General features: G+C 63.8%; 20 protein-coding genes and 1 pseudogene. 4 read left to right on the forward strand and 17 right to left on the reverse strand.

Annotated elements, in window-relative coordinates; all coding sequences use genetic code 11:
• Positions 1-274 precede the first annotated feature (274 nt).
• Positions 275-2,140, forward strand: coding sequence for a low affinity potassium transporter Kup (gene kup, locus Q0P52_RS13850; protein WP_293763661.1), 1,866 nt, complete (start codon positions 275-277; stop codon positions 2,138-2,140).
• A gap of 257 nt (positions 2,141-2,397) precedes the next feature.
• Here kup and ampD read toward each other — a convergent pair whose 3' ends face one another.
• Both ampD and Q0P52_RS13860 read right to left on the reverse strand, forming a co-directional pair.
• On the reverse strand, positions 2,398-2,940 hold the full coding sequence (gene ampD / locus Q0P52_RS13855; RefSeq protein WP_293763792.1) for a 1,6-anhydro-N-acetylmuramyl-L-alanine amidase AmpD: 543 nt from the start codon (positions 2,938-2,940) through the stop codon (positions 2,398-2,400).
• Positions 2,941-2,991: 51 nt separating this feature from the next.
• Positions 2,992-3,429 (reverse strand): annotated as a pseudogene (locus tag Q0P52_RS13860) (GNAT family N-acetyltransferase); the annotation flags it as partial.
• Positions 3,430-3,809: 380 nt separating this feature from the next.
• On the opposite strand from Q0P52_RS13860, the gene Q0P52_RS13865 reads away from it, so the two are divergent.
• Entirely contained in the window at positions 3,810-4,346 is a 537-nt protein-coding gene (locus Q0P52_RS13865; RefSeq protein ID WP_293763658.1) for a hemerythrin domain-containing protein, read from the forward strand.
• 76 nt (positions 4,347-4,422) lie between these two features.
• Here the strand turns inward: Q0P52_RS13865 and tal are convergent, their stop codons facing one another.
• From tal to phoB, 4 genes are all read right to left on the reverse strand, one after another.
• Complete coding sequence (gene tal / locus Q0P52_RS13870; protein ID WP_293763655.1) at positions 4,423-5,484, reverse strand: transaldolase; 1,062 nt, start codon at positions 5,482-5,484, stop codon at positions 4,423-4,425.
• Between the two features lie 90 nt (positions 5,485-5,574).
• Positions 5,575-5,874 (reverse strand): Dabb family protein, encoded by a 300-nt coding sequence (locus Q0P52_RS13875; RefSeq protein ID WP_293763652.1) that lies wholly within the window; start codon positions 5,872-5,874, stop codon positions 5,575-5,577.
• 44 nt (positions 5,875-5,918) lie between these two features.
• Positions 5,919-7,232: a phosphate regulon sensor histidine kinase PhoR gene (phoR, locus tag Q0P52_RS13880; protein ID WP_293763649.1), complete on the reverse strand. Its 1,314-nt coding sequence runs from the start codon at positions 7,230-7,232 to the stop codon at positions 5,919-5,921.
• Between the two features lie 7 nt (positions 7,233-7,239).
• Positions 7,240-7,929 (reverse strand): phosphate regulon transcriptional regulator PhoB, encoded by a 690-nt coding sequence (gene phoB / locus Q0P52_RS13885; protein WP_293763646.1) that lies wholly within the window; start codon positions 7,927-7,929, stop codon positions 7,240-7,242.
• Here phoB and Q0P52_RS13890 point away from each other — a divergent pair.
• On the forward strand, positions 7,928-8,152 hold the full coding sequence (locus Q0P52_RS13890; RefSeq protein WP_293763643.1) for a hypothetical protein: 225 nt from the start codon (positions 7,928-7,930) through the stop codon (positions 8,150-8,152). The genes phoB and Q0P52_RS13890 overlap by 2 nt on opposite strands.
• A 232-nt stretch (positions 8,153-8,384) precedes the next feature.
• Entirely contained in the window at positions 8,385-8,825 is a 441-nt protein-coding gene (locus tag Q0P52_RS13895) for an Lrp/AsnC family transcriptional regulator (protein WP_293763640.1), read from the forward strand.
• Position 8,826: 1 nt separating this feature from the next.
• On the opposite strand, the gene Q0P52_RS13900 is transcribed toward Q0P52_RS13895, so the two are convergent.
• The 11 genes from Q0P52_RS13900 to Q0P52_RS13950 form a co-directional block, all read right to left on the reverse strand.
• Positions 8,827-9,951, reverse strand: coding sequence for a succinylglutamate desuccinylase/aspartoacylase family protein (locus Q0P52_RS13900; protein WP_293763637.1), 1,125 nt, complete (start codon positions 9,949-9,951; stop codon positions 8,827-8,829).
• A gap of 289 nt (positions 9,952-10,240) precedes the next feature.
• Complete coding sequence (gene gap / locus Q0P52_RS13905; RefSeq protein WP_293763634.1) at positions 10,241-11,251, reverse strand: type I glyceraldehyde-3-phosphate dehydrogenase; 1,011 nt, start codon at positions 11,249-11,251, stop codon at positions 10,241-10,243.
• A gap of 174 nt (positions 11,252-11,425) precedes the next feature.
• Positions 11,426-13,162: an N-acetylglucosamine-specific PTS transporter subunit IIBC gene (nagE, locus tag Q0P52_RS13910; protein WP_293763631.1), complete on the reverse strand. Its 1,737-nt coding sequence runs from the start codon at positions 13,160-13,162 to the stop codon at positions 11,426-11,428.
• A 65-nt stretch (positions 13,163-13,227) separates the two neighbouring features.
• Complete coding sequence (ptsP, locus tag Q0P52_RS13915; RefSeq protein WP_293763628.1) at positions 13,228-15,732, reverse strand: phosphoenolpyruvate--protein phosphotransferase; 2,505 nt, start codon at positions 15,730-15,732, stop codon at positions 13,228-13,230.
• A 147-nt stretch (positions 15,733-15,879) separates the two neighbouring features.
• A complete protein-coding gene (locus tag Q0P52_RS13920) occupies positions 15,880-16,902 on the reverse strand; it encodes an SIS domain-containing protein (RefSeq protein WP_293763625.1) in 1,023 nt (340 codons plus the stop codon).
• Positions 16,883-18,004 (reverse strand): N-acetylglucosamine-6-phosphate deacetylase, encoded by a 1,122-nt coding sequence (gene nagA / locus Q0P52_RS13925; protein WP_293763622.1) that lies wholly within the window; start codon positions 18,002-18,004, stop codon positions 16,883-16,885. The genes Q0P52_RS13920 and nagA overlap by 20 nt, the downstream gene beginning before the upstream one ends.
• On the reverse strand, positions 18,001-18,735 hold the full coding sequence (locus Q0P52_RS13930; RefSeq protein WP_293763619.1) for a GntR family transcriptional regulator: 735 nt from the start codon (positions 18,733-18,735) through the stop codon (positions 18,001-18,003). The genes nagA and Q0P52_RS13930 overlap by 4 nt, the downstream gene beginning before the upstream one ends.
• 429 nt (positions 18,736-19,164) lie before the next feature.
• Positions 19,165-20,085: a drug/metabolite exporter YedA gene (yedA, locus tag Q0P52_RS13935; RefSeq protein WP_293813723.1), complete on the reverse strand. Its 921-nt coding sequence runs from the start codon at positions 20,083-20,085 to the stop codon at positions 19,165-19,167.
• A gap of 188 nt (positions 20,086-20,273) precedes the next feature.
• Positions 20,274-20,942, reverse strand: coding sequence for a protein TolQ (gene tolQ / locus Q0P52_RS13940; RefSeq protein ID WP_293763613.1), 669 nt, complete (start codon positions 20,940-20,942; stop codon positions 20,274-20,276).
• A gap of 28 nt (positions 20,943-20,970) precedes the next feature.
• Entirely contained in the window at positions 20,971-21,555 is a 585-nt protein-coding gene (locus Q0P52_RS13945) for an L-threonylcarbamoyladenylate synthase (RefSeq protein WP_293763610.1), read from the reverse strand.
• An 86-nt stretch (positions 21,556-21,641) separates the two neighbouring features.
• Complete coding sequence (locus tag Q0P52_RS13950; protein WP_293763607.1) at positions 21,642-22,373, reverse strand: ABC transporter substrate-binding protein; 732 nt, start codon at positions 22,371-22,373, stop codon at positions 21,642-21,644.
• Positions 22,374-22,420: the final 47 nt, after the last annotated feature.

Below are 22,420 nucleotides of genomic sequence, written 5' to 3' on the forward strand. Positions count from 1 at the left end.
TGGGGAAAGCTCCCCGCCCGGCGCGCGTTTCGGCGGCAAAGCCTTGATGGGCCAAGGTTTGCCGAAGAACCAGCCTGAAACGCCCCGTGAGCGACCGCCCAAGGCTGTCGCTTTCCCCACACAGGGCCGGGAGAAATACCGGCCGGCGGGCAGGCTACGCTTGGCTGCCCACGGGCACAGTAGTAACCTTCGCGCTCACAGGCCATCCGTTTTGCGCAGTGCAGCAAGACGCCGCCGAGCGGATGAACCCTCAACTACACAAAGAACACACACAATGCAGGCTCACAACAAACAAGCCATGGCCGGCCTTACACTGGCCGCGCTGGGCGTGGTGTACGGCGATATCGGCACCAGCCCGCTTTACACCCTGCGCGAATGTTTGACCGGCCACGGCCTCACGACCACCCCCGACAACATCCTTGGCATCCTGTCCCTGATTTTCTGGTCGCTCATCTTCGTGGTGTCCATCAAGTACGTGGCCTTCGTGCTGCGTGCCGACAACCACGGCGAAGGCGGCATCATGGCCCTGATGGCGCTGGCGCGGCACTACATCACCCACAATTCCCGCTGGAAGGTGGTATTGCTGGGCCTGTTCGGCGCTTCGCTGTTCTACGGCGACGCCATCATCACGCCCGCCGTCTCGGTGCTGTCCGCCGCTGAAGGCCTCATCGTACTCAATCCCTCGTTCGGCCCCTTGGTGCTGCCCATCGCCATTGCCGTGCTGGTGGGCCTGTTCCTGCTGCAACGCTTCGGCACTGCCAGTGTGGGCATGATGTTCGGACCGGTAATGCTGCTGTGGTTCTCGGTGCTTGGCGTGCTGGGCATGATCCACATCGTGCAGACTCCGGCCGTGCTGGCCGCCATCAATCCGTGGTATGCGTTCAACTTCCTCTTCCATCACGGTGTTGGCGCCTATCTGACGCTGGGCTCTGTGGTGCTGGCGCTGACCGGCGCGGAAGCCTTGTACGCCGACATGGGCCACTTCGGTAGCAAGCCGATCCGCTTTGCCTGGTACGGCCTGGTGTTGCCGGCGCTGGTGATGAACTACTTTGGCCAGGGCGCCTTGCTGCTGACCAATCCGAAAGCCATCGAAAACCCCTTCTTTCTGCTGGCTCCGCAATGGGCGCTGCTGCCGCTGATCATCATGGCCACGCTGGCCACCGTGATCGCGTCGCAAGCCGTGATTTCCGGCGCCTACTCGCTGACTCGCCAAGCCATCCAGCTGGGTTACAGCCCGCGCATGGAGATTTCGCATACCAATGAGAAGGAAATCGGCCAGATCTACCTGCCCTTCGTCAACTGGGCACTGCTGGTTGCCGTCTTGGTGGTGGTGCTGACCTTCCAGTCCTCCAGCAGCCTGGCCGCTGCTTACGGCATCGCCGTCACCGGCACCATGCTGATCACCACCACGCTGTTCTTCGTCGTGGCGCGCGTCAACTGGCGCTGGCCGCTGCCGATCGCCTTGGGCATCACCGTGCTGTTCGGCATCATCGACATCGCCTTCTTCAGCGCCAACCTGCTCAAGCTGTTCTCCGGAGGCTGGCTGCCCCTGGTGCTGGGTCTGGTGATTTTCCTGCTGATGACCACCTGGAAGCAGGGCCGCGAACTGCTGTTCAAACGCCTGCGCGAACAGGCGCTGCCGCTGGACAGCTTTGTCGAGAACCTCGAAGCCTACCCCCCCACCCGCGTACAGGGCACGGCGGTATTCCTCACCAGCACCCTGCACGGCGTGCCGCACGCGCTCTTGCACAACCTCAAGCACAACAAGGTGTTGCACGATCGCATTGTGCTGATGACCATCCGCACCGAGGATGTGCCCTATGTGGCCAAGGATCAGCGTCTGGAAGTGGTGCAGATGTCGCCCTCGTTCTGGCGCGTAGTGGCCCGCTACGGCTTCAAGGAAGACCCGAGCGTGCTGGATGTGCTGGCAGGTTGCGAAGCGCAGAATCTGGCGTTCGAACTGATGGACACCTCGTTCTTCCTCTCGCGAGAAACCATCATTTCCACGGAGCGTCCGGGCATGGCCCGCTGGCGCGAGCGTCTGTTTGTGTGGATGAGCAAGAATGCGCTGCGCGCCACCGACTTCTTCCAGATTCCCACCAACCGCGTGGTGGAGCTGGGCGCGCAAGTGGAGCTGTAATAAAAGTAGTGGCGGCACTACAAAAAAAGGCGGGCCTCATGGCCCGCCTTTTTTCATTTCTACTGATTCTTCATCGAGATGTAATCGTTTACATCTCGATGGCGAAAACCAAAAAAAACATTTCCATTCAACAGCTTGCTGACAAATATTATGCATCGTCCTGATGACGCATCGCAACATATCCCTGTCATCGGCACGGTTTTACTGCGACTGTCCAAGCAAGAAAAATCGTGAAATTTTACTATGTAGCACCACTGCTACATCGGCAACCCGATTTCAGCTCGGGCGCGCACCCAGTCGAACCAGGGGCCAGGGTCGGTCTTGCGGCCCGGCGCAATATGCTCGTGCCCGGTCATTGCGCGCAAAGGCAGCCGGCTTTTAAGCTCTGCCGCCAGCGCCTCGAGCATGCGGTACTGCGCATCGGCAAAGGGCTCGAAGTCGCAACCCTCCATCTCCACCCCGATGGAAAAGTCATTGCAGCGCTCCCGACCCTCCCATTGCGATGCGCCGGCGTGCCAGGCGCGCTTGTGCACCGGAACGAATTGCAGCAATTGGCCATTGCGGCGGATGAAGAAATGGGCGGAGACCCGCAAATCGCGCAGTTGGCCGAAGAAAGGATGCGCCTCCGGGTCCAGATGATTGGTGAACAACTGCTCCACCGCAGGCCCGCCATAGCGATACGGCGGCAGGCTGATATTGTGGATCACCAAGAGTTCCGGCACGCCGGTTTCCCGTTCGTCGCAATTGGGAGACGGTATCTGGCGCGCTTCGCGCACCCAGCCCGACTCGTCCAGATGCAACGCCGGCAAGGGCGCTTGTCGACGATAGTTCAGCCGCCACAGCAGCAGCCCGTCGCTGGTGCTCCAGCGCTGCTCCAGCACAAAACCCGCCTTGTGATACAAGGCCACGGCGGCCGCATTCACCTCCGCCGTGTCCACGCTCACCTCTTCGCTCCCGGGCAAGAGATGGTTGAGCAGGTGGTTCAGCAGGCGATAGCCCCACCCTTCGCCAAAACGCGCCGGGTCCACCACGGTGCGCTCGATGTGAAAGCCGCCCTGCTGCCGCGCGCTGACCACCAGCACCCCGCACAGGGTCTCGCCCTCGAACGCGCCCAACACGCGATGCGGGCTGCGCGCCACCTCGTCCGCCTGCGACCACATCAGCGGCAACGCCGGGTAGGATAGCCAGTCCGCCTCCACCTGATGCGCCGCCAGCTGGATGCGCAGCGCTTCGGCCAACAGGGCCGGGTCGTTGCGCGGCAGGTCCTTCACGACAAATGGTGCGTCCATGCTTTTCCCTTTTTCATCGGCGGGCGGCCACAACAGGCCGGAGCGCCAGCATAATGGCAGCGAGGCGCGGAGAAAACCCCGCTTGTCCCCTGCGGTTTGACTTTGCGCAAGCGCGCCCAGGCCTTCTGGCGACAACCACGAGGATTGCCCTCCCCGCCTTGTGGCGTTCAGGCGACCGTCTCGCAGCGCTTAGGCCCGCTAACAACACCGCTGATTCTGCGTTGCGCCTCCTTGCCGTACTCCAGTACTGCCTGCGTTGGCGCGCTTTGGCTCAGGGTCTCTGCGAGGTGTTGTTAGCGGCGCTTAGTTGAGCAGGGTCATGGTTTTTTGCATTGCAGCACGGCACACTCGATTGAACTGTCAACCGGAGACCCCCCACCATGCTTACTCTCAATGACATCGGCAAATCAGGCGGTGCCACTTTCGAGCAACCGCTGGACATGCTGCTCGCCTGTCACGACAAGATCCGCCGCTTTTGCGACCAGCTGGACAAGCTGCCGGCCTATATCGCCGAGCACGGCGTCAACGAGCCGGTGAAAAACACCATCGACAGCGTGGTGCGCTACTTCGACGTGGCCGGCCCCGCTCACCACACCGACGAGGAAGAAGAGCTGTTCCCCGTCCTGCTGGAGCGCGTGCCGGACGCCGCGCCGCGCATCGAGCAACTGTCGGCCGAGCACGGCTATCTGCATTCCTGCTGGAACGCCATCCGCGATGATCTGGTGGCACTGCGCAACGGCGACATCAAATCCATCAGCCAGAATGCGGTGGAAGAATTCGTACGCCAGTACCGCGAGCATGCCGCCTCGGAAGAGGCCTGGCTGATTCCCACTGCCGACCACGCGTTGACAGACGAAGAAAAACGTCAGGCAGGCCGCCGCATGGCGGCGCGCCGCCAACAGGCCGCGGCCAGCTGATACTGCGCCGTCCGCACAAAAAAGGGATGCCGAGGCATCCCTTTTTCTTTCATTGCCAATGCCGTGCAAACGGCGCTCAGGCGGTGAGCTTCAGCAACTGCTCGAAGGCGTCGTCGAACAGCTTGAGGCCGTCCTGTTGCAGCTTCTCGCCCACAGCCGGCAGATCAATGCCGCTGGCGGCGGCATCGGCCAAAACCCGCAGCGCGCCTTCGGCGTCCATCGGCAGGGTCAGCGCGGCAGTGCCGTGGTCGCGGAAAGCCGCCAGCGTGCCGTCCGGCACGGTATTGACGGTTTCGTCGCCGATCAGGCTTTCCACGTACAGCACGTCGGAGTAAGCCGCGTTCTTGGTGCCAGTGGATGCCCACAGCAGGAACTGCGGACGCGCCCCGGCCGCCTTGAGGGCGGCGAATTCCCCACCATGGAAGCGCGCCTGATAGCGGGCATAGGCCGCCTTGGACAGCGCAATGGCCACTTTGCCTTGCAGCGGCGCCGGCAGTTGCGGGTCCAGCAGGCTGTCCACGCGCGACAGGAAGAAGCTGGCCACGGCCTTGACGCCGGACACCGCTTCACCGGCTGCCAGGCGGGCGCTCAGGCCTGCGATGTAGGCATCCCACACCGCTTCCACCTGCGGCAGGCTGAACAGCAGCGTGATGTTGACGTTGACGCCTTCGCGGGTCAGCGCCTGGAAGGCGCGGATGCCTTCCGGCGTGGCCGGGATCTTGATCATGGCGTTGGGGCGGGCAATCTCGGCCCACAAACGGCGGGCGGCCGCCAGGGTGCCCGCCTCGTCGCGCGACAGCGCCGGCGACACTTCCAGACTCACATAGCCGTCATCGCCGCCAGTGGCCTGATACTGCGGCAGCAACAGGTCGCAGGCGGCCTGGATGTCCGGCACCACCAGCGCTTCGTAACGCTGCTCGGCGCTCAGGCCGGCATCCTGCTTCAGGCGCGCCAGATCGTCCTGATAGCGGGCGTCGGTGCTGATGGCCTTGTAAAAAATAGCCGGATTGGAGGTGACGCCGGCAATGCCGTCATCTTGCAACAGGCGGGACAGTTCGCCGGAGGCGATTAGTTCGCGGGACAGATTATCCAGCCAGATACGTTGGCCGAAGGGACGAATGGATTGCAGACGATTCATGGTGTGTCCGGAGAAAGCAGGGAGGTGCGGCAGAATGGGACATCCTAGCGCGCCGGCACCGACACGCCAAGATGCTTGCAGCAAATGTCGTCAATCTGACGTGAAATCGACAACTAAAACGTCATCAACAAACGGTTTTACCTGCAAAACAAATGCCTGATGCGCCGGATGCACCAGATAGGCGTCGCGGTCGGCGGCATCGGCAAACGTCAGCAACCAGGCGTGGGTAAAACCCTTCTGCAAGCCTTCCGGGCTGACATCCGGGCCATGGCGCAAGCTGAGCACGCCGGGCACTTGCCGGCGCAGGGCGGCAAAGGCCTCAGTCAGCGCGGCGATGCGCTCCTCGTCGGCCTTGCTGTTGAAACGGAACAGGACGATGTGATGCAGCATGGGGCTTTCTCCAACGTTGGCCGAAAGCCCCGGCGACATGGCGGCTAGGCGGCCTGCTGATCGGGATCCGCCGAACGCTCGCGCTGGAAGATCACACTGAAGGTGCTGCCCTTTTCGGGCTCGCTCTGGATGTCCAGACGGGCATTATGGCGCGCGATCACATGCTTGACGATGGCCAGGCCCAGCCCGGTGCCGCCATTGCCGCGCGAGCGGCCGCGGTCAACACGGTAGAAGCGTTCGGTAAGCCGGGGAATATGCTCGCGCGGGATGCCGATGCCGCTGTCGCGCACGGAAAAGCGCAAACGGTCGCCTTCGGCCTTCCACGACAGCGTCACGGTGCCGCCTTCCGGCGTGTAGCGCACCGCGTTGGACACCAGATTGCCGAAGGCCGAGTGCAGTTCGGATGCGCTGCCCCACAGCCACTGGGTGCAATCGCGCTCCAGGCGAATCTGATGCCGGCCTTGCGACAGGCCTTCCGCTTCCACCATCAGCGTGTCCAGCATTTCCTGCATATTGACCTTCTCCGCCGCCACCGCCTTGGGACTGTTCTCCAGTCGGGACAGGGTAAGCAGGTCTTCCACCAGGCTCTGCATGCGGCGCGACTGCTCCATCATCATGGGCAAGAAATGGCGCAGGGTGTCCTGATCCACTTCTTCCATGTCCGACAACGTTTCCAGAAAACCACCCACCACCGTCAGCGGGGTGCGCAGCTCGTGGGACACGTTGGCGACGAAATCGCGATGCACGGTCTGCACGCGGTCCAGCGAGGTGATGTCGCGACTTAGCAGCAGCTTGCGGGTGGAATCAAACGGCACCAACTGCACCGAGATCACTAGCTCGCGCGGTTGGGTCATGTGCAGCACCAACGGCTGGCTGAAGCTGGCGTTGGTCATATAGGCGTGAAAGGACGGCTGGCGGATCAGGTTGAGAATCTGATTGCCCACATCCTGCTTGCGGTCCAGCCCCAAGTGCTCCATGGCCATGGGGTTGAGCCACTCGATGCGGTCATGTTCGTCCAGCACCACCACACCGTCCGGCATGGCCTCGCCGGCGTTGATGAAGCGTTCCAGCACATTGGTGAGCTTGCGCTTGCTCTGGCTTTGGGTGCGCATCAGCCGGTAGAGGGTGAGGAATACCGAATGCCAGGAACCGAAACCATCCGGCACGCGCTCGGCGGTGGGATGCGCCAGCCAGCGCAGCATCAGCGCTACGTGGTAGAGGTGAAAACCAAGCCAGGCCAGCAAGCTGACGATGACGGCCACCAGCCCCGCGGTCGGGCCCTGCCAGGCCCAGAAACCCAGGCCGATCAGGGTGATGATGCACAACCAGGTCAGCGTACGCTGGACGAATTCTCGCAAGACTGCCTCACTGCTGGGTGGAGAAGCGGTAACCGGTGCCGCGCACCGTCTGGATCAAGGCGTCGTGCCCGGTGCTTTCCAGCGAGCTGCGCAGACGGCGGATGTGCACGTCCACGGTGCGCTCTTCCACGAATACATGGTCGCCCCACACTTGATCCAGCAATTGCGAGCGCGAATGCACGCGTTCCGGGTGGGTCATGAAGAAGTGAAGCAGGCGGAACTCCGTCGGGCCCAGATCGATGGTGCCGCCGTTGCCGGTAACGCGATGGGTAACCGGGTCCAGCTTCAAGCCTTGCACCTCGACCGCGTCGTCGGTCATTTGCGGCGCACGGCGGCGCAGCACGGCCTTGATGCGGGCCAGCAATTCACGCGGGGAGAAAGGCTTGGTGATGTAATCGTCGGCGCCGGACTCCAGGCCGGTGATCTTGTCCTGCTCGTCGGAGCGGGCGGTCAGCATGATGATGGGCACATGCTTGGTGCGCTCGTCCGAACGCAGGCGCTTGGCGATGTCCACGCCGGACGCGCCCGGCAGCATCCAGTCCAGCAGCACCAGATCCGGCAGTGCGTTGCGCACCAGCGTCAGCGCGGCTTCGGCCGTGCTGGCGCGCAGGACATGATGGCCGGCCTGAGTCAGGTTGAAGGCTATCAATTCCTGAATCGCCGGTTCGTCTTCTACTAGCAAGATATTGGCAGGCATGGCTGTCCGTTCCCGTTTTTGGATTATGGCAAGGATAAAAACAGGCGATTACAGAAATATGACATTTCTTGGTTTGTTGCGCCATGACACGGAACAAATGGCGCAAACGTCGCCAAGACGGTCTCTCACTGCTGGAAATCCGGGCAAAAAGGCAAAAAAAACGGGCCTGCCCTTGGGGCAGACCCGGAATGGTCGTCGTCAAAAACTGTTTGATCTGACTTGAGACCAGGGACAAAGAGATCACCAGGACAGTTTCGACGGGTACAACGGAATGACATGCGCCCATCAGCAACGAATCCGGTAGGAAACCACCCCGCGGGACAGTGCTTGGCGGTTTCCGATAGGGGGGCATTGTACGTAGTGGCATGAAATAATTTAATGCGAAACAATGGGAATTTTCTTAGAATTACCTTCGATTCACAGTTTTTTTGCCATGATTTTTTTCGATTGCAAAGATGGATAAATTCGACAAAAGAATCCTTGCCGCACTGCACGAAAATGCCCGCATCAGCTTCGCCGAACTGGCCCGCCGCGTGAACCTTTCCGCCCCCGCCGTGGCGGACCGGGTGGAGAAGCTGGAGCGCGCCGGCGTCATCACCGGCTACCACGCCCACATCAATCCGGCTAAAGTGGGCTTCCCTATCCACTGCATGATCGAACTAACGGTCAAGCATCTGGAGTACTTCGTGGTGCTGGACCATATCCGCAATCTGCCGCAAGTGCTGGAATGCGCCTCCATCACTGGCACCAGCGGCTTGCTGATGAAGGTGGCGGTGGACGAAATGACCTCGCTGCAAAGCCTGATCGCTCACCTGATGCAGTACGGCGACACCAAAACCTCGATGATCATCGACATGCCGGTGCCGCCGCGCATGCCGCAGCTGGAAGACGACTGACTCAGGCGTCCAGCAGGCGCGACTTTTGCAGTTTCACCGCGCCGGCTATCTTGGCCACGGTGCCGCCCAGATGGGTGTAGGGGTGATGAATGCCGGCATACAGCACGCCTGCCGTGCCCGCGCGCACCTCGCTCGCGCGGCCGTCCACGGTGTCCACCACCTCGGCCACCAACTGGCCCGGCTCAATCCACTCGCCCATGGCGGCGTGCAGCACCACCACACCGGCGTGCGGCGCGGTCAGCGTCTCCGAGCCTTCCAGCGGCGTGGCCGGATAGGGCAGCGGCAGCACGGGCGGCGCGTCTTCGGCCAACAGGCCCTGATACCGCAGGAAATCCAGAATGGCGTTGGCGTCCTGTCGTGCCAGCTCGTGGTTCACATCCTGCTGGCCGCGCAACTCCACCGTCACCGACACGCTGTCTACCGGAACGGGCTTGCCGGGCAAGGCGTCGCGAATGCGCAGCCAAGGCATGAAGATGGCCTCGTCAAAAGGCATGCCGCCGTAGGAGTCGGCCAGCAAGGACACCGGACAGCGCAAATAAGCCGCCAGCGCTTCCACGCGCGGCCATTGTTCGTTGTTGGCGTAAATGTGGATGGCGCCGCGCCATTCGCAGTGCAGATCAATCACCAGATCGGCATCCACCGCCAGCAAATGCAATTGCTGGCGCAGGCTGGCCAGCTCGCTGTCCACGCTTTGCGCCTGCAGCGCCTCGCGCAGGGCCTGGCGGATCAGGCTGCGATTGTGATCGATGTCGTCGGTAAGGCGCTCGCCAACGGCCGCCACGACCTGCGCCGAGGGCTCGGCATAGTAACGATTAAAGTTTTCGCCGCTGTCCAACTCGAAACGGCCGACGCTGTTGTGCAGCACGCGCTGGGCCAGGCCGATGGGGTTGGCCATCGGCACCAGCACCACTTCGCCGCGCAGCTTGCCTTCCGCCTCCAGCCTTGCAAGCGCCTCGCGCAGATGGTGGGCCACCAGCATGCCGGGGATCTCGTCGGCGTGCAGGCTGCTCTGGATATACACCTTGCGCGGCCAAGCACCCGCGGCGGGCGCGCCAAAGTGATAACTGGTGAGTTCGTGATAACGGCCGATACTGGCGGAGGCCAGCCGGTGATGGTTTTTTTGCATGGTTTCTCCTCTTTTTGCCGGGGCAGACGCTTACCTTACCACTGGCGGCGGGCCGGGCGCGGGCAAAAAAATTGCCGAAGAACCAGACGGTTCTTCGGCCAACCTCTTGGGAGAGACCATATATAGAAGCACATCGACGAGCGATGAAACCTGAAGCCGCGCGATCTGACCCGCGCTACGACAGGGTACTGCAGGCCGTGCCCGCCGCCGCCGTCTGACTGACGGCCGCAAGGCGCGGCGACTTCAAACCGGCGACGCCGCAAAGACGGCGCCGGCAATGCTTTCGCGCTTACTTGGCGGCAGCCCAGGCCAGCGCGGTATCGATCATGCGGTTGGAGAAGCCCCACTCGTTGTCATACCAAGACAGCACCTTCACTTCGCGGCCGCCGATCACGCGGGTCAGCGTTGCATCGAAAATGCTGGAGGCCGGATGGTGCAGGAAGTCGCGGGATACCAGCGGCAGGGTGTTGACGGCCAGCACGCCGGCCAGCTTGCCCTTGGCGGCGGTGGTGATCAGTTCGTTCACTTCTTCCACGGTGGTGTCGCGGCTGGCGGTGAAGGTGAGGTCGACCAGCGACACGTTGCTGACCGGTACGCGCACGGCGAAACCATCCAGCTTGCCCTTCAGTTGCGGCAGCACCAGGCCCACGGCGGCGGCGGCGCCGGTCTTGGTGGGAATCATGGAGACAGCGGCGGAACGGGCGCGGCGCAGATCGCTGTGCTCGGTGTCCAGCAGTACCTGGTCATTGGTGTAGGCGTGAACCGTGGTCATCAGGCCGCGCTCGATGCCGATGGTGTCGATCAGCGGCTGTACCAGCGGGGCGAGGCAGTTGGTGGTGCAGGAAGCGTTGGACACCACAGTCATGGCGCTGGTCAGCTGGTCGTGGTTGACGCCGAACACCACGGTGGCTTCCGCATCGTTGGCCGGCGCGGAAATCAGCACACGCTTGGCGCCTGCTTCCAGATGCAGCGCGGCTTTTTCGCGCTTGGTGAAGATGCCGGTGCATTCCATCACCACATCCACGCCCAGTTCTTTCCACGGCAGTTCGGCCGGATTGCGGATGGACAAGAGCTTGATGCGCTTGCCGTTCACCACCAGCGCGTCGCCGTCCAGATTGACGCTGCCGGCGAAAGTGCCATGCACGCTGTCAAAGCGGGTCAGGTGTTCGTGCAGTTCGGGCTTGCCCAGATCATTGATGGCGACGATTTCGATATCGCTGTCGGCGTAACGCTCCTGCCAGGCACGTACCAGCATGCGACCGATTCGACCGTAACCGTTAATGGCAACTTTCAACGTCATGATGCATCCTCCAAAAATGAAATGGCGCAAGGTCATCCGTGTGCCCTGCGCCATCCAATTTCTGCCTGTTTTCGCCTGTAAGCAAGCGACTACAAAAGTAGTGTGCAAGCTACCAACAACCGGCTCAAACCCTTGTCAGAAAAGGCTTGCGGCAGTGTAGCGTCAAACGCTGATTTACCCCTGCAGCAAGCTGGCGTAGGGTGTGGCGTCCCCGCTGACCACAACGTGCAGCAGGTTGCCGGAGAAGGCGGTAACGCCGCTTGCCCCCAGCGCCTTGAGGGCGGCCTCGTCCACCTTGCCCGCATCAGCCACTTCCACTCTGAGACGACTGCCGGCCACGGCCTCCACCGAGCGCACATTGCCCGCGCCGCCCAAGGCCTTGATCCAGCCGGCGCGATCCATGCCGCCAACGCCGGCCGACGCAGCCGCAACGGGCGCCGCTTCGGCAAACGTCGAGAACTGCTGACCGGACAGCGCCTGACGGATCTCATCGGAGATGATGTCGGCTTCGGGGCCGAGCACCACCTGCACGCTGCCCGCCGCCGGCTTGATCAGCCCGCGCGAGCCCAGCGCCTTCAGCGCGTTGTCGTCCACTTTTGCATTATCGACCACCTGCAGACGAAGGCGAGTGGTACATGCGTCCACCGACTTCAGATTACCCGCGCCGCCCAGCGCCGCGATGAAGCCGCGCGCGCGTTCGGAGCCGCTGGCCGCCGGGGCAACCGCCACCACATTGTCTTCGCGCCCCATGGTCATCAGGTTGAACTTGCGGATGAAGAAACTGAACAGACCGTAGTAGACGATGAAATACACCAGGCCCACCGGCAGCAGCAGCCAGGGCTTCTGCGCGATGCCGAAATTAAGCAGGTAATCGAACAGACCCGCCGAGAAACCAAAGCCCAAGTGCACGCCCAGCGCCTGCATCAAGGCCAGCGAAATGCCGGTCAGCACCGCATGGATGGCGTACAGCGCAGGCGCCAGGAACATGAAAGCGAACTCCACCGGCTCGGTCACGCCGGTCAGGAAGGCCGTCAGCGCCATGGAGAACAGCACGCCCCCCACCGCTGCGCGGTTTTCCGGGCGAGCGGCGCGGTACATCGCCAGGCAAGCGGCCGGCAGACCGAACATCATCACCGGGAAGAAGCCGCTCATGAACATGCCGGCCGTCTTGTCGCCGGCAAAGAAACGGGTCAGGTCGCCATGCACCAACTCGCCGGTAGCCTTGGTGAAATCGCCCACCTGGAACCACACCATGGTGTTGAGAATATGGTGCAGGCCGGTAACGATGAGCAGGCGGTTGAGAATACCGTAGAAGAACACGCCCACTTCGCCGATGCTGATCAGCCATTTGCCCAGCGAATCGATGCCATGCTGCACCGGCGGCCAAGCCACGCCAAGCACCACGCCCAGCAGCAACATGGCAAAGCCGGTGGCAATGGGCACGAAGCGCTTGCCGCCGAAAAAGGCCAGATAGCTTGGCAGCTTGATGTCCTTGTAGCGGTTGTACAGCGCGCCGGCCACCAGACCGGACAAAATGCCCGCCAGCACGCCCATGTTGATGGCCAACGGCTTGCCGGCCGGGTCCAGCTGCACCAACGCCTTGAAGCCCTCATGCGCCAGCAGCACGTCCGGCATCACTTTCAGCACCGCAGACAGCACATGAAAACCGATTGCGCCAGCCAGGCCGGCCGCGCCGTTGTTGTCCTTGGCGAAGCCCACCGCCACCCCGATGGCGAAAATCAGCGCAAGATTGCTGAAGATGGCATCGCCCGCCTGCGCCATGACCTTGATGTCCAGCAAGTCGGGCTGGCCCAGCCGCAGCAGCAGGCCGGCCACCGGCAGCACGGCGATCGGCAGCATCAGGGCGCGCCCCAACTGCTGAATGCCGGCGAATCTGTTTTGTGTACTCACCTCTTATCCTCCTTGGGTTATGCGACGACCGCCCCCCGGCGGCCGCCTGTTGTTTGCGGCTCGCCTCAGATGGCGGGCCAGCAATGTCTTGCCCGGTCACGCACCTGGGCCGCGGACGGCAGGCCCAGCAGTTGCACCACCTCGCGCTGGCAGGCGGCGAACTCCAGGGTGCGCACGCGTTGCTTGATTTCCGGCACCAGCGCGGCGCTGACCGACAGCTCGGTCACACCCAGCCCCACTAGCACCGGCACCGCGTCCGGATCGGACGCCAGCGCACCGCACACGCCTACCCACTTGCCGTGCTGGCGAGCGCCTTCCACCGTCATGGCGATCAGGCGCAGCAAGGCCGGGTGCAGAGAATCCAGCCGGGGCGCGAGGGCCGCGTTGCAGCGATCCATGGCCAGCGCGTACTGGGTCAGGTCATTGGTGCCTATGGACAGGAAATCAGCGTGGCGAGCCAGCTGTTCGGCCAACAGGGCCGCGGACGGCACTTCGATCATGGCGCCCAGTTGCGGACGCTCGCGCAGGCCCAAGCGCTGCGCAATGAGGTCGATGCGGGCTCGCACGGCAATGATTTCGTTAGCCTCCGTCACCATTGGCAGCAGAATGCGCAGGGACGACAGCGGCGCGACCGACAGCAAGGCCTCCAGCTGCGCGTCCAGGATGTGCGGATCGGCCATGCCGCTGCGGATGCCGCGCAGGCCCAGCGCCGGATTCGGTTCCGGCGGCAGCGGCAGGTAGGGCACTTCTTTGTCCCCGCCCACATCCATGGTGCGGATGATCACCGGCCGGCCTTGCATGGCGTCCAGCACGGCCTGATAGGCGTCGCGCTGCTCACGCACATCCGGCGCGATATCGCGTTCGATAAAGAGGAATTCGGTACGGGTCAGCCCCACGCTGTCGGCACCATACGCCAGCCCTTCGCAAGCGTCGGCGGCATTGGCGATATTGACCGCCACTTCCACGCTAACGCCATCCAGCGTCACGGCGGAAGCGGAGGCGCAGGCCTGCATTTGCTCGCGGCGCTGGCGCAGCCGGGCGATTTCCCGCTCCGCGTCGGCCAGTACCTTGGCCGAAGGCGCGGGATCGCAAACGCCCTGCCCGGCATCCAGCAGTACCGTGCGACCGTCTTCCAGCGCCAGCGCGGGCGCGCCGCACGCCACCAGCGCCGGAATGCCCAGCGCGCGGGCCAGAATGGCCACATGCGCGGTTGCGCCACCGGCGGCGGTGATCATGCCGGCCACTTGCTCGCGCGGCAGGCTGGTCAGTTGCGAGGGGGTAATGTCTTCGGCCAACAGGATGGCGGAGGCCGGTAAAACCGGCGCGGCGGCGTCAGCGCCGGCCAGCGCGCGCGCCACCCGGCGGCGCAGGTCTTTCAGGTCGCCCACCCGCTCGGCCAGCAGGCTGTTGCCCAGCGAAGCCAGCACGCGGCATTGCTCTTCCACCGCCGTGCCGAACGCGAAACCGGCGCTCTTGCCTCCGCTGATCAGACCATCGGCGCGCGCCGCCAGCTCGGGGTCGTCCAGCAAGGCGAGGTGCGCGGTGAAGATGTCGCTTTCCGCCGTTGCGCCGCGTCGCAGCGCCTCGGAAATGGTCTGGCTGATGTCCTGACGCACTGTTTGCAAAGCCTGCGACAGCGCATCGCGCTCGTCGCCGGCATTGCCGGCGGTTTCCGCAAACACTGGCTCCGTCTGGTCCAGACAGACAATACTGCCCACCGCTAGGCCCGGCGCAGCGCAAACGCCGGCAATGCGGCCGTCCTCCAGCACACGGCCGATCGGCCCGGCGCTGGCGGCTACAGGCGCGTGGTCGGTCTTGCTGCGTTTTTGCAGCGCGGCAATCACCGCCACTACCGCTTGCTCGGCATCCTCGCCCTGGGCCAGCACATGCACGCGGTCGTCTTCGGCCACGCTCAGGCCCATCAGCGCCACCATGCTCTTGGCGTTGGCGCGCCGGCCCTGGAACTCGATGCTGATGTCGGCGCGGAAGGCGCGGGCGGCATTCTGCACCAGCGCGGACGGACGGGCATGCAAGCCGCCTTCGTGACGCACCGTGGCCGCGCCGGCGGCGCTGGGGCCTGCCGCCGCACCGGCCTCCGCCACCGCATCCAGCGGCGCGACGGTCAGCAAAGGCGACTGGCCGGCCAGCACCGAAGCACCGGCGCGTTGCGCGACGCGGAACAGATCGCCGTTGGGCACCACCAGCAGGGTGATCAGCGATGGCGCACGACGCCCCACCGCATCCAGATCCACTTCAATCAGACATTGGCCGCGCGCCACGCGCTCGCCCTCGGCCACGCAGGCATGGAAGCCCACGCCGCCCAGCTGAACGGTGTCGATACCAATATGCAGCAGGATTTCAGCGCCGTTGTCGGCGGTCAGGGTAATGGCGTGCGCGGTGCGGGCCAGTTGCGCGACCACGCCGTCGCAGGGAGCCAGCAGACGGCTGGAGAGCGGATCGATGGCAATGCCGTCGCCCATCATGCGGCCGGCGAACACCGGGTCCGGCACCTGCTCCAGCGGGATTACCGGGCCGCTCAGCGGGGCGGTCAGTTCGATAGCGTAGGTCATCGGGGCTCCTCCAAAACGCGGCAGCCCCGACGCATCAGCGGCGGAAAGCTGCGGGTGCAAGCAAGCTTCCCGCGGCGGGGAAGCGTCGCCGACGACATGCGCCGCGGCGAAACGGGTGAAACGGGGCAATCGGCACGACGCGATGCATCAATGCGTGCGGGTCACCTTGGAAAGATGGCGCGGCGCGTCCGGGTTCAAACCCCGCGCTTCCGACAGCTGCGCCGCCATCAGGTAAAAACTCTGGATGGCCAGCAGCGGATCCAGCGCTTCGTCGTCTGCCACCGCCAGCGTCAAGTCGCGACCGGCGATATCGGCCGGCGCGGCCAGCAACACGCTGGCACCGCGGCCACGCATTTCTTCGGCCAACTTGATGAGGCCGTCCTGCTCCGGACCGCGCGGCGCGAACACCAGCAGCGGGTAACCCTGATCAATCAGGGCCATCGGGCCGTGTTTGATTTCGGCGCTGGAGAAGGCTTCCGCCTGAATGGCGCAGGTTTCCTTGAACTTGAGCGCGGCTTCCAGCGCCACGGCGAAGCCCAGCCCGCGTCCCACCACCATGATGCGTTCGGCCGGCGCCAGCACCGGGATGGCGGCGGACCAGTCCTGCTCACAAGCCTGTTTCAGTTTTTCCGGCAGCGTTTCCAGCGCGCCGAGCAGGCCGCGATCGTCCTGCCAGTGCGCCACCAGTCGCGCCACGGCGGACAAGGAAGCGATGTAGCTCTTGGTAGCGGCGACGCTGCGCTCTTCACCGGCGCACAGCGGCAAAGACCATTCGCAGGCGGCGGCCAGCGGGGATTCATGCTTGTTGACCAGCGCCACGGTGCGCGCGCCGGCGTTGGCGAGGCGGGTCATGGTGTCGATCAGGTCCGGGCTCTGGCCCGATTGGGAGAGCGCCACCGCCAACTGGCCTTTCACCGCCAGCGGAGCCTGATGCAAGGTAACCAGCGACATCGGCAGGGACACCACCGGCACGCCCAGTCGCTGCATGGCGAGGTAGGCGAAGTAGCTGGCGGCGTGGTCCGAGCTGCCGCGCGCCACGGTCAGCGCCAGCGTGGGCGGCGCGGCGGCCAGTTCGCGGGCCAGCACGGCCAGCCCTTCATCGGCGTACATGTGCTGGCTGGCAACGGCGTCGGCCGCGGACAAGGCTTCTTCATACATCAGCGACGGCAAGGTGTTCTCCCTCGAGGTAAACGTCCAACAGATTCAGATCGGCATCCATGACCACCACATCCGCCCAGGCCCCTTCGGCCAACCTGCCGCGATCCTCGTGACCGAGGTAATCGGCCGGATACAGCGACAGGCGGTGCGAGGCCTCGGCCAGCGGCAGGCCGATGGACACCAGATTGCGCAGCGCCTGATCCATGGTCAGCGTGCTGCCGGCCAGCGTGCCGTCGGCAAGACGCACGCCGCCCATGCATTTGGTCACCGAATGAGAACCCAGCTTGTACTGGCCGTCCGGCATGCCGGACGCGGCAGTGGAATCCGTCACGCAGTAAAGGCGCGGAATGGCGCGCAAGGCGGTGCGGATGGCACCCGGATGCACGTGCAAGAGATCGGGAATCAGCTCGGCGTACTCGGCATGCGCCAGCGCCGCGCCCACCATGCCCGGTTCGCGGTGATGCAGGCCGGTCATGGCGTTGAAGAGATGGGTAAAGCCGGCCGCGCCCTGTTCCAGCGCCGCCACGCCGTCCTCATAAGAACCCAGCGTGTGACCGATCTGCACCCGTACGCCGGCATCCGTCAGCGCGCGGATGATGTCCATATGGCCGGGAATTTCCGGCGCCAGCGTGATCAGCGGCACCGGTGCCAGCGCGCGCAGGCGCTCCACTTGCGCCAGAACGGCGCGACAGGCGTCGTCAGGCTGGGCGCCCAGTTTGCCGGGGTTGATGTAGGGGCCTTCCAGGTGCACGCCCAGCAGGCGCGCGCCGCCGGCCGCACGCTGACGGCAATGCGGCGACAGCGCCGCCAGTACGGTTTCGATTTCCTCGATGGGCGCGGTCATGGTGGTGGCCAGCATGGCGGTAGTGCCGTGGCGGGCATGCAGGCGGGACACCGCCTCGGCGGCATTGCCGCCTTCCATGATGTCCACCCCGCCGCCGCCGTGTACGTGCAAGTCGATGAAGCCCGGCAACAGGTAGCGCTCCACCTGCCGGCCCGAAGCCAGCCTGCCCTCAATGCCGGCCACGCGGCCGTCTGCGCCCAGCGCGAGCGCGCCGTCCAGCCAGCCGGCGTCGGTCAGGATGCGTCCTTGCAGTACACGGGTGTCGTTCATCGTCTCAGTTCAGCCACAAAGTCGTAGTAATCGTTCCGACAATAGGTGTCGGTCAGTTCAATGGTGGCGTTGTCGGCGGTAAAGCCGATACGCGTGATCAGCAGCATCGCCTCGCCCTGACGGATGCCTGCCAGCGCAGCGATGTCGGCCGAAGCGTTCACCGCGCGGATATGCTGCAACGCCCGCACCACCGAGTGGCCGGCACTGTCCAGAAAGGCGTACAGCGAGTTGCCCACCCGGGTCGGGTCCGGCAGGTAGGCCACCGGGATGGTGGTCATCTCGATGGCCATCACCACGCCGTCCGCCAGCCTTTGCCGCTTCAGCCGCGCCACTTGCGCGGTGGGCGACAGCCCCAGCTTGATCACTTCTTCATTGGTGGGCGGGTGCACGCCCCGCTCCAGCCACACCGACGACGGCTCAAAGCCGCGCTGGCGCAATTGTTCGGTAAAGCCGGTCAGCCGCGACAGCGGCTGCTCCAGCCTGGGGGTGATGAAGGTGCCGGACCCATGGCGGCGTCGAATCAGCCCCTGCTCCAGCAACACATCCATCGCCTTGCGCGCCGTGACCCGCGAAATGCCCAGCTCTTCCGAAAACGCCCGCTCCGAGGGCAGGGCCTCGTCCGCCTGCCACCAACCCGCGTTGATGGCGTCCGCCAACTTGCGGGCCAGTTGCAGGTACAGCGGCGTGGTGGACGTTTCGTCCGGTTTCAGTGCTAACCAACGGTTTTCCATAAGCGGTCTGCAAGTGGTCTGAAAGATGACAGTGTAAATCCGCCGGTCAGCCACGCAAACGCAAGCACGGTTCACTTGCGCCGAAGTTAATACCACTTAAATACCACGTCAATACCAATTATCAGAAAATACCATACCACCAGTGCAAAACAGCCACAGGGTGTGGCATTCCAAGCCACTGATGACAAGGCATTTTTTGCGCAGCGCAGCAAACCGGAATCAACAAAAAACAGAATAATTGGTATTTAAGTGGTGGAAATCAGGCAAGCTGAATCGTGTCAGCAGCGGTCAGCCGGCAAAAACACGTCAGAGCAACAAAGCGGGGTCAGAGCAGGCGACATTGCCTGCAGGCAGGGGCGGGAAAGAAAAACAGCGCGGCCCGCGCGCCCGGGCAAGGCGACGCGGGTTGCGGCGGGCGGGGCATCACGATCAGCGCTTGCGCCAGCTGATCAGCACCACACCGGAAAGGATGACCACCATGGCGATGATCTCATGCGCGCCAATGCGCTCGCCCAACAGCATGACGCCCAGTAACACCGCGATTACCGGATTGACATAGGCGTAGCTGGTGGCGGCGGCCGGGGTAACGGTTCTGAGCAGATAGAGATAGGCGCTGTAAGCCACCATGGAACCGAACACCGATAAATACAGAATGGCGGCCCAGCCTTGCCAGGCCGGCGCGGCGTGCAGGCTTTCGCCGGAAGCGGCGCTGCCGGCCAGCAAGGCCAGCCCGCCGAAGATCATCATCCAGGCGCTGCCCATCGGCCCCTTGGGCTGGGCAATCACCCGGCTCCAGGCCGAACCCAGCGCCCAGCCGGCGGAAGCAAACACCAGCCAGAAAGCCCCTGTCGGGCTGGCGCGCAGGTTGGAACCGAAATTCAGAAACACCATGCCGGCAAAACCCAGGGCAATGCCGGCCCATTCACGCCCGGCGGCACGTTGGCCGAAGAAAAAGCGGCCGAACAACACCGTGAACAAGGGCACGGTGGCCACCACCAACGCCGCCACGCCGGACGACACTTCCTTTTCAGCCAGCGTGACAAAACCATTGCCGATGGCCGGCATCAGCACGCCCAGCACCGCTGCGCCGACCAGCTCGCGTCGCTCAGGCAGTTTCTCGCCGCGCCAGAGCAGCCAAGCCAGCATCACGCCGCCGGCAAAAAGGAAACGGAGGCCTGCCATCATGAAGGGCGGCCAGTATTCGATGCCGATGCGGATGCCGAAATAGGTGGAGCCCCAGATCACATACAGGGCGAAGAAAGCGGCCAGAGTAAGCCAACGACGGGATACTGCGGGGTGGGACGACATGGTGTACTCGCTCAAGTGAGCCGTACACCATGCCTTTCGCATGAAAAAAACTCAAGCCCAGCCGGCAAACGCTGTGTGCGCGTTCAAGAACAATGCCGGCAGCGGCACAGGCGGCTCAGCGTCGCCGGCAAAACCTTATGGAGGCCCTGAACCCAAGCGCGCAGGCGCAGGCAATGCACAAAGCACGACAAGGAGGCGCCGCGCAGGATCAGTTTTTTTGCCCGTGGCCCTTAGCGCGTGGCCAGCCGTTGCAGGATGTTGGAAAACTCTTCCATGAAAGTGTCGAAGCGCGTGGCCAGACGGTCCACATCCGAGGCGAAGCGATTGTAAGCCACTACCGCCGGGATGGCGGCGAACAGGCCGATGGCGGTGGCCACCAGTGCTTCGGCAATACCCGGCGCCACGGTGGACAAGGTGGCCTGACCTGCATTGCCCAGGCCAATGAAGGCATGCATGATGCCCCACACCGTGCCGAACAGGCCGATATACGGGCTGACGGAACCCACCGTCGCCAGAAAGGCCGTGTGGCTGTCCAGCGTGTCCAGCTCGCGCTGGGCCGCGGCGCGCATGGCGCGGCGCGAGCCGTCCATGATGTCCGACAGTTCCGCGCCTGTGCGGCCGCGTAGCTTGAGGAATTCGGCAAAACCGGACTGGAAGATGCGCTCCATGCCCAGCAGCTCGCCGCGGCGGCCCGCGTCTTCGTACAGCCGGTTGAGATCGGCGCCGCTCCAGAAATTGCGCTCGAACTCATCGCTGTGCCGCTTGGCGGAGCGCAGTACCGATACCTTGCTGAAAATCAGCGCCCAGGACAGCACCGACATCAGCGCAAGGCCGGCCATCACCAGCTGCACCACCAGGCTGGCGTCCATGACCAGGCTCAGGATTGAAATCTGTTGCACGATCTTTCCTTGTTGAACGGGCGGCGGCTCAGCGTAGCACGCGCCCGGTTGCGAAATCGATGATGGTGGAAGGTTTTCTGCGTTTGCCGATGCGGCCCGGCAAGGTCAGTACCTGGCCGTCGAAGGCCTGGCGGCAGGCCCGCGCCGTTTTCAGCGAGCGCTGGCCGGCCCGGTTGGCCGACGTGGACACCAGGGCGGTGCCCAGCGCCCGGCACAGCGCCGCCGCTTCGCCGTGAGCAGTCACCCGCACGGCGATCTTGTCGTGGCGGCCGCGCAAGGCGGGCGGCACGCGACGCGAGGCCGGCAGCAGAAAGGTGTAGGGACCGGGCCAGTAGCGCGCAAGTTCCGCTTTCTGCGCGGCGGACAACGGCCGGATCAGATGACGGATCTGCCCGATGTCGGCGGCAATCACGATCAGCCCCTTGTGATTGGGCCTGGCCTTGATGGCCAGCACGCGGCGAATGGCGCGCACATCGGTGGGCAGGCAGCCCAGTCCGAAGCAGGATTCGGTGGCATACGCCAGCACGCCGCCAGCACGCAACCGGCCGCGGGCCTGCCGGACCAGACCGACCTTCGGCAAACGGCGGGGGGACAACAGCGACGGCTTGGACATCTCGATGGGCGGAGGAACGGCGAAAAACCGCTATTGTAGCGGCTGCCGGGCCATAACCGGAACTGCCGCGTCGTTTTGACTCGCGGTTAATCCTTCATATTGAGATAGCGGGCAACGATGCGCGCCATGGCGCCATCTTTCTGCATGCCGCGCAGCTGCTCGTTGAGTTGATGCACTTGCGCGTCCGCCATGCCCACATTGCAGGCCAGATACATGAAGGTGGTGTTGAAAGTGAGCACCGGCTTGAGTTGGCTGGCGTGCTCGCGCGCCACCAAATAAGCGCCCAGATATTTGCCGGTGGCCCAGAAGTCGATGCGACCGGCCAAGAGCTTGCGCACGTTTTGCTGGTCGGTACTGGCCAGATCCACATCAAAGCCTCGGTCTATCAAGTACTGGGACACCGCATCGCCGCTATAGCCGCCCAGGCGGTAAGGCCGCACTTCCTCCAGCGCCAGCACATTGTGACTGTTGTCGGCCCGGGCGTAGAGCACCCAGGGGTTTTCCACCAGCGGGCCTATCCATTTGAGCTGATGTTCCCGCGCGTCGGTGCGGGTGGTGGAGTAAACACAGGTATTGGCGTCCAGCACGGCGGAATTGAAGGCGCGAATCCACGGCATGAGTTCGATGGTGTAACTGACGCCGGCGCGCTTGAGCAGCTCCTGCACGATTTCGGTGGACAGGCCGGAAACCTTGCCATTGCCGGCGGGCATGTTGAAGGGCGGATAGTCTTCAGTGAGCAAGCGCAGGCCGGCGGCCTCGACGGCCGCGGCGGACAGGAAACAACTCAGCGCAATGCCGGCGATAAGGCGAATGGTCATGTCGGCGCCCCTTCTGGTCAGACTGTTTATCCAGTGTAGTCGACCGG

This window comes from uncultured Aquitalea sp., assembly GCF_945957525.1.
GTDB lineage: Bacteria > Pseudomonadota > Gammaproteobacteria > Burkholderiales > Chromobacteriaceae > Aquitalea.

Bases quoted from the DNA above. Each gene is read 5' to 3' on its own strand.
- kup (WP_293763661.1), top strand. From the start codon at position 275: ATGCAGGCTCACAACAAACAAGCCATGGCCGGCCTTACACTGGCCGCG.
- Q0P52_RS13865 (WP_293763658.1), top strand. From the start codon at position 3,810: ATGCTTACTCTCAATGACATCGGCAAATCAGGCGGTGCCACTTTCGAG.
- tal (WP_293763655.1), bottom strand. From the start codon at position 5,484: ATGAATCGTCTGCAATCCATTCGTCCCTTCGGCCAACGTATCTGGCTG.
- Q0P52_RS13875 (WP_293763652.1), bottom strand. From the start codon at position 5,874: ATGCTGCATCACATCGTCCTGTTCCGTTTCAACAGCAAGGCCGACGAG.
- Q0P52_RS13890 (WP_293763643.1), top strand. From the start codon at position 7,928: ATGGCTGTCCGTTCCCGTTTTTGGATTATGGCAAGGATAAAAACAGGC.
- phoB (WP_293763646.1), bottom strand. From the start codon at position 7,929: ATGCCTGCCAATATCTTGCTAGTAGAAGACGAACCGGCGATTCAGGAA.
- Q0P52_RS13895 (WP_293763640.1), top strand. From the start codon at position 8,385: ATGGATAAATTCGACAAAAGAATCCTTGCCGCACTGCACGAAAATGCC.
- Q0P52_RS13900 (WP_293763637.1), bottom strand. From the start codon at position 9,951: ATGCAAAAAAACCATCACCGGCTGGCCTCCGCCAGTATCGGCCGTTAT.
- gap (WP_293763634.1), bottom strand. From the start codon at position 11,251: ATGACGTTGAAAGTTGCCATTAACGGTTACGGTCGAATCGGTCGCATG.
- ptsP (WP_293763628.1), bottom strand. From the start codon at position 15,732: ATGACCTACGCTATCGAACTGACCGCCCCGCTGAGCGGCCCGGTAATC.
- nagA (WP_293763622.1), bottom strand. From the start codon at position 18,004: ATGAACGACACCCGTGTACTGCAAGGACGCATCCTGACCGACGCCGGC.
- Q0P52_RS13930 (WP_293763619.1), bottom strand. From the start codon at position 18,735: ATGGAAAACCGTTGGTTAGCACTGAAACCGGACGAAACGTCCACCACG.
- yedA (WP_293813723.1), bottom strand. From the start codon at position 20,085: ATGCGAAAGGCATGGTGTACGGCTCACTTGAGCGAGTACACCATGTCG.
- Q0P52_RS13945 (WP_293763610.1), bottom strand. From the start codon at position 21,555: ATGTCCAAGCCGTCGCTGTTGTCCCCCCGCCGTTTGCCGAAGGTCGGT.
- Q0P52_RS13950 (WP_293763607.1), bottom strand. From the start codon at position 22,373: ATGACCATTCGCCTTATCGCCGGCATTGCGCTGAGTTGTTTCCTGTCC.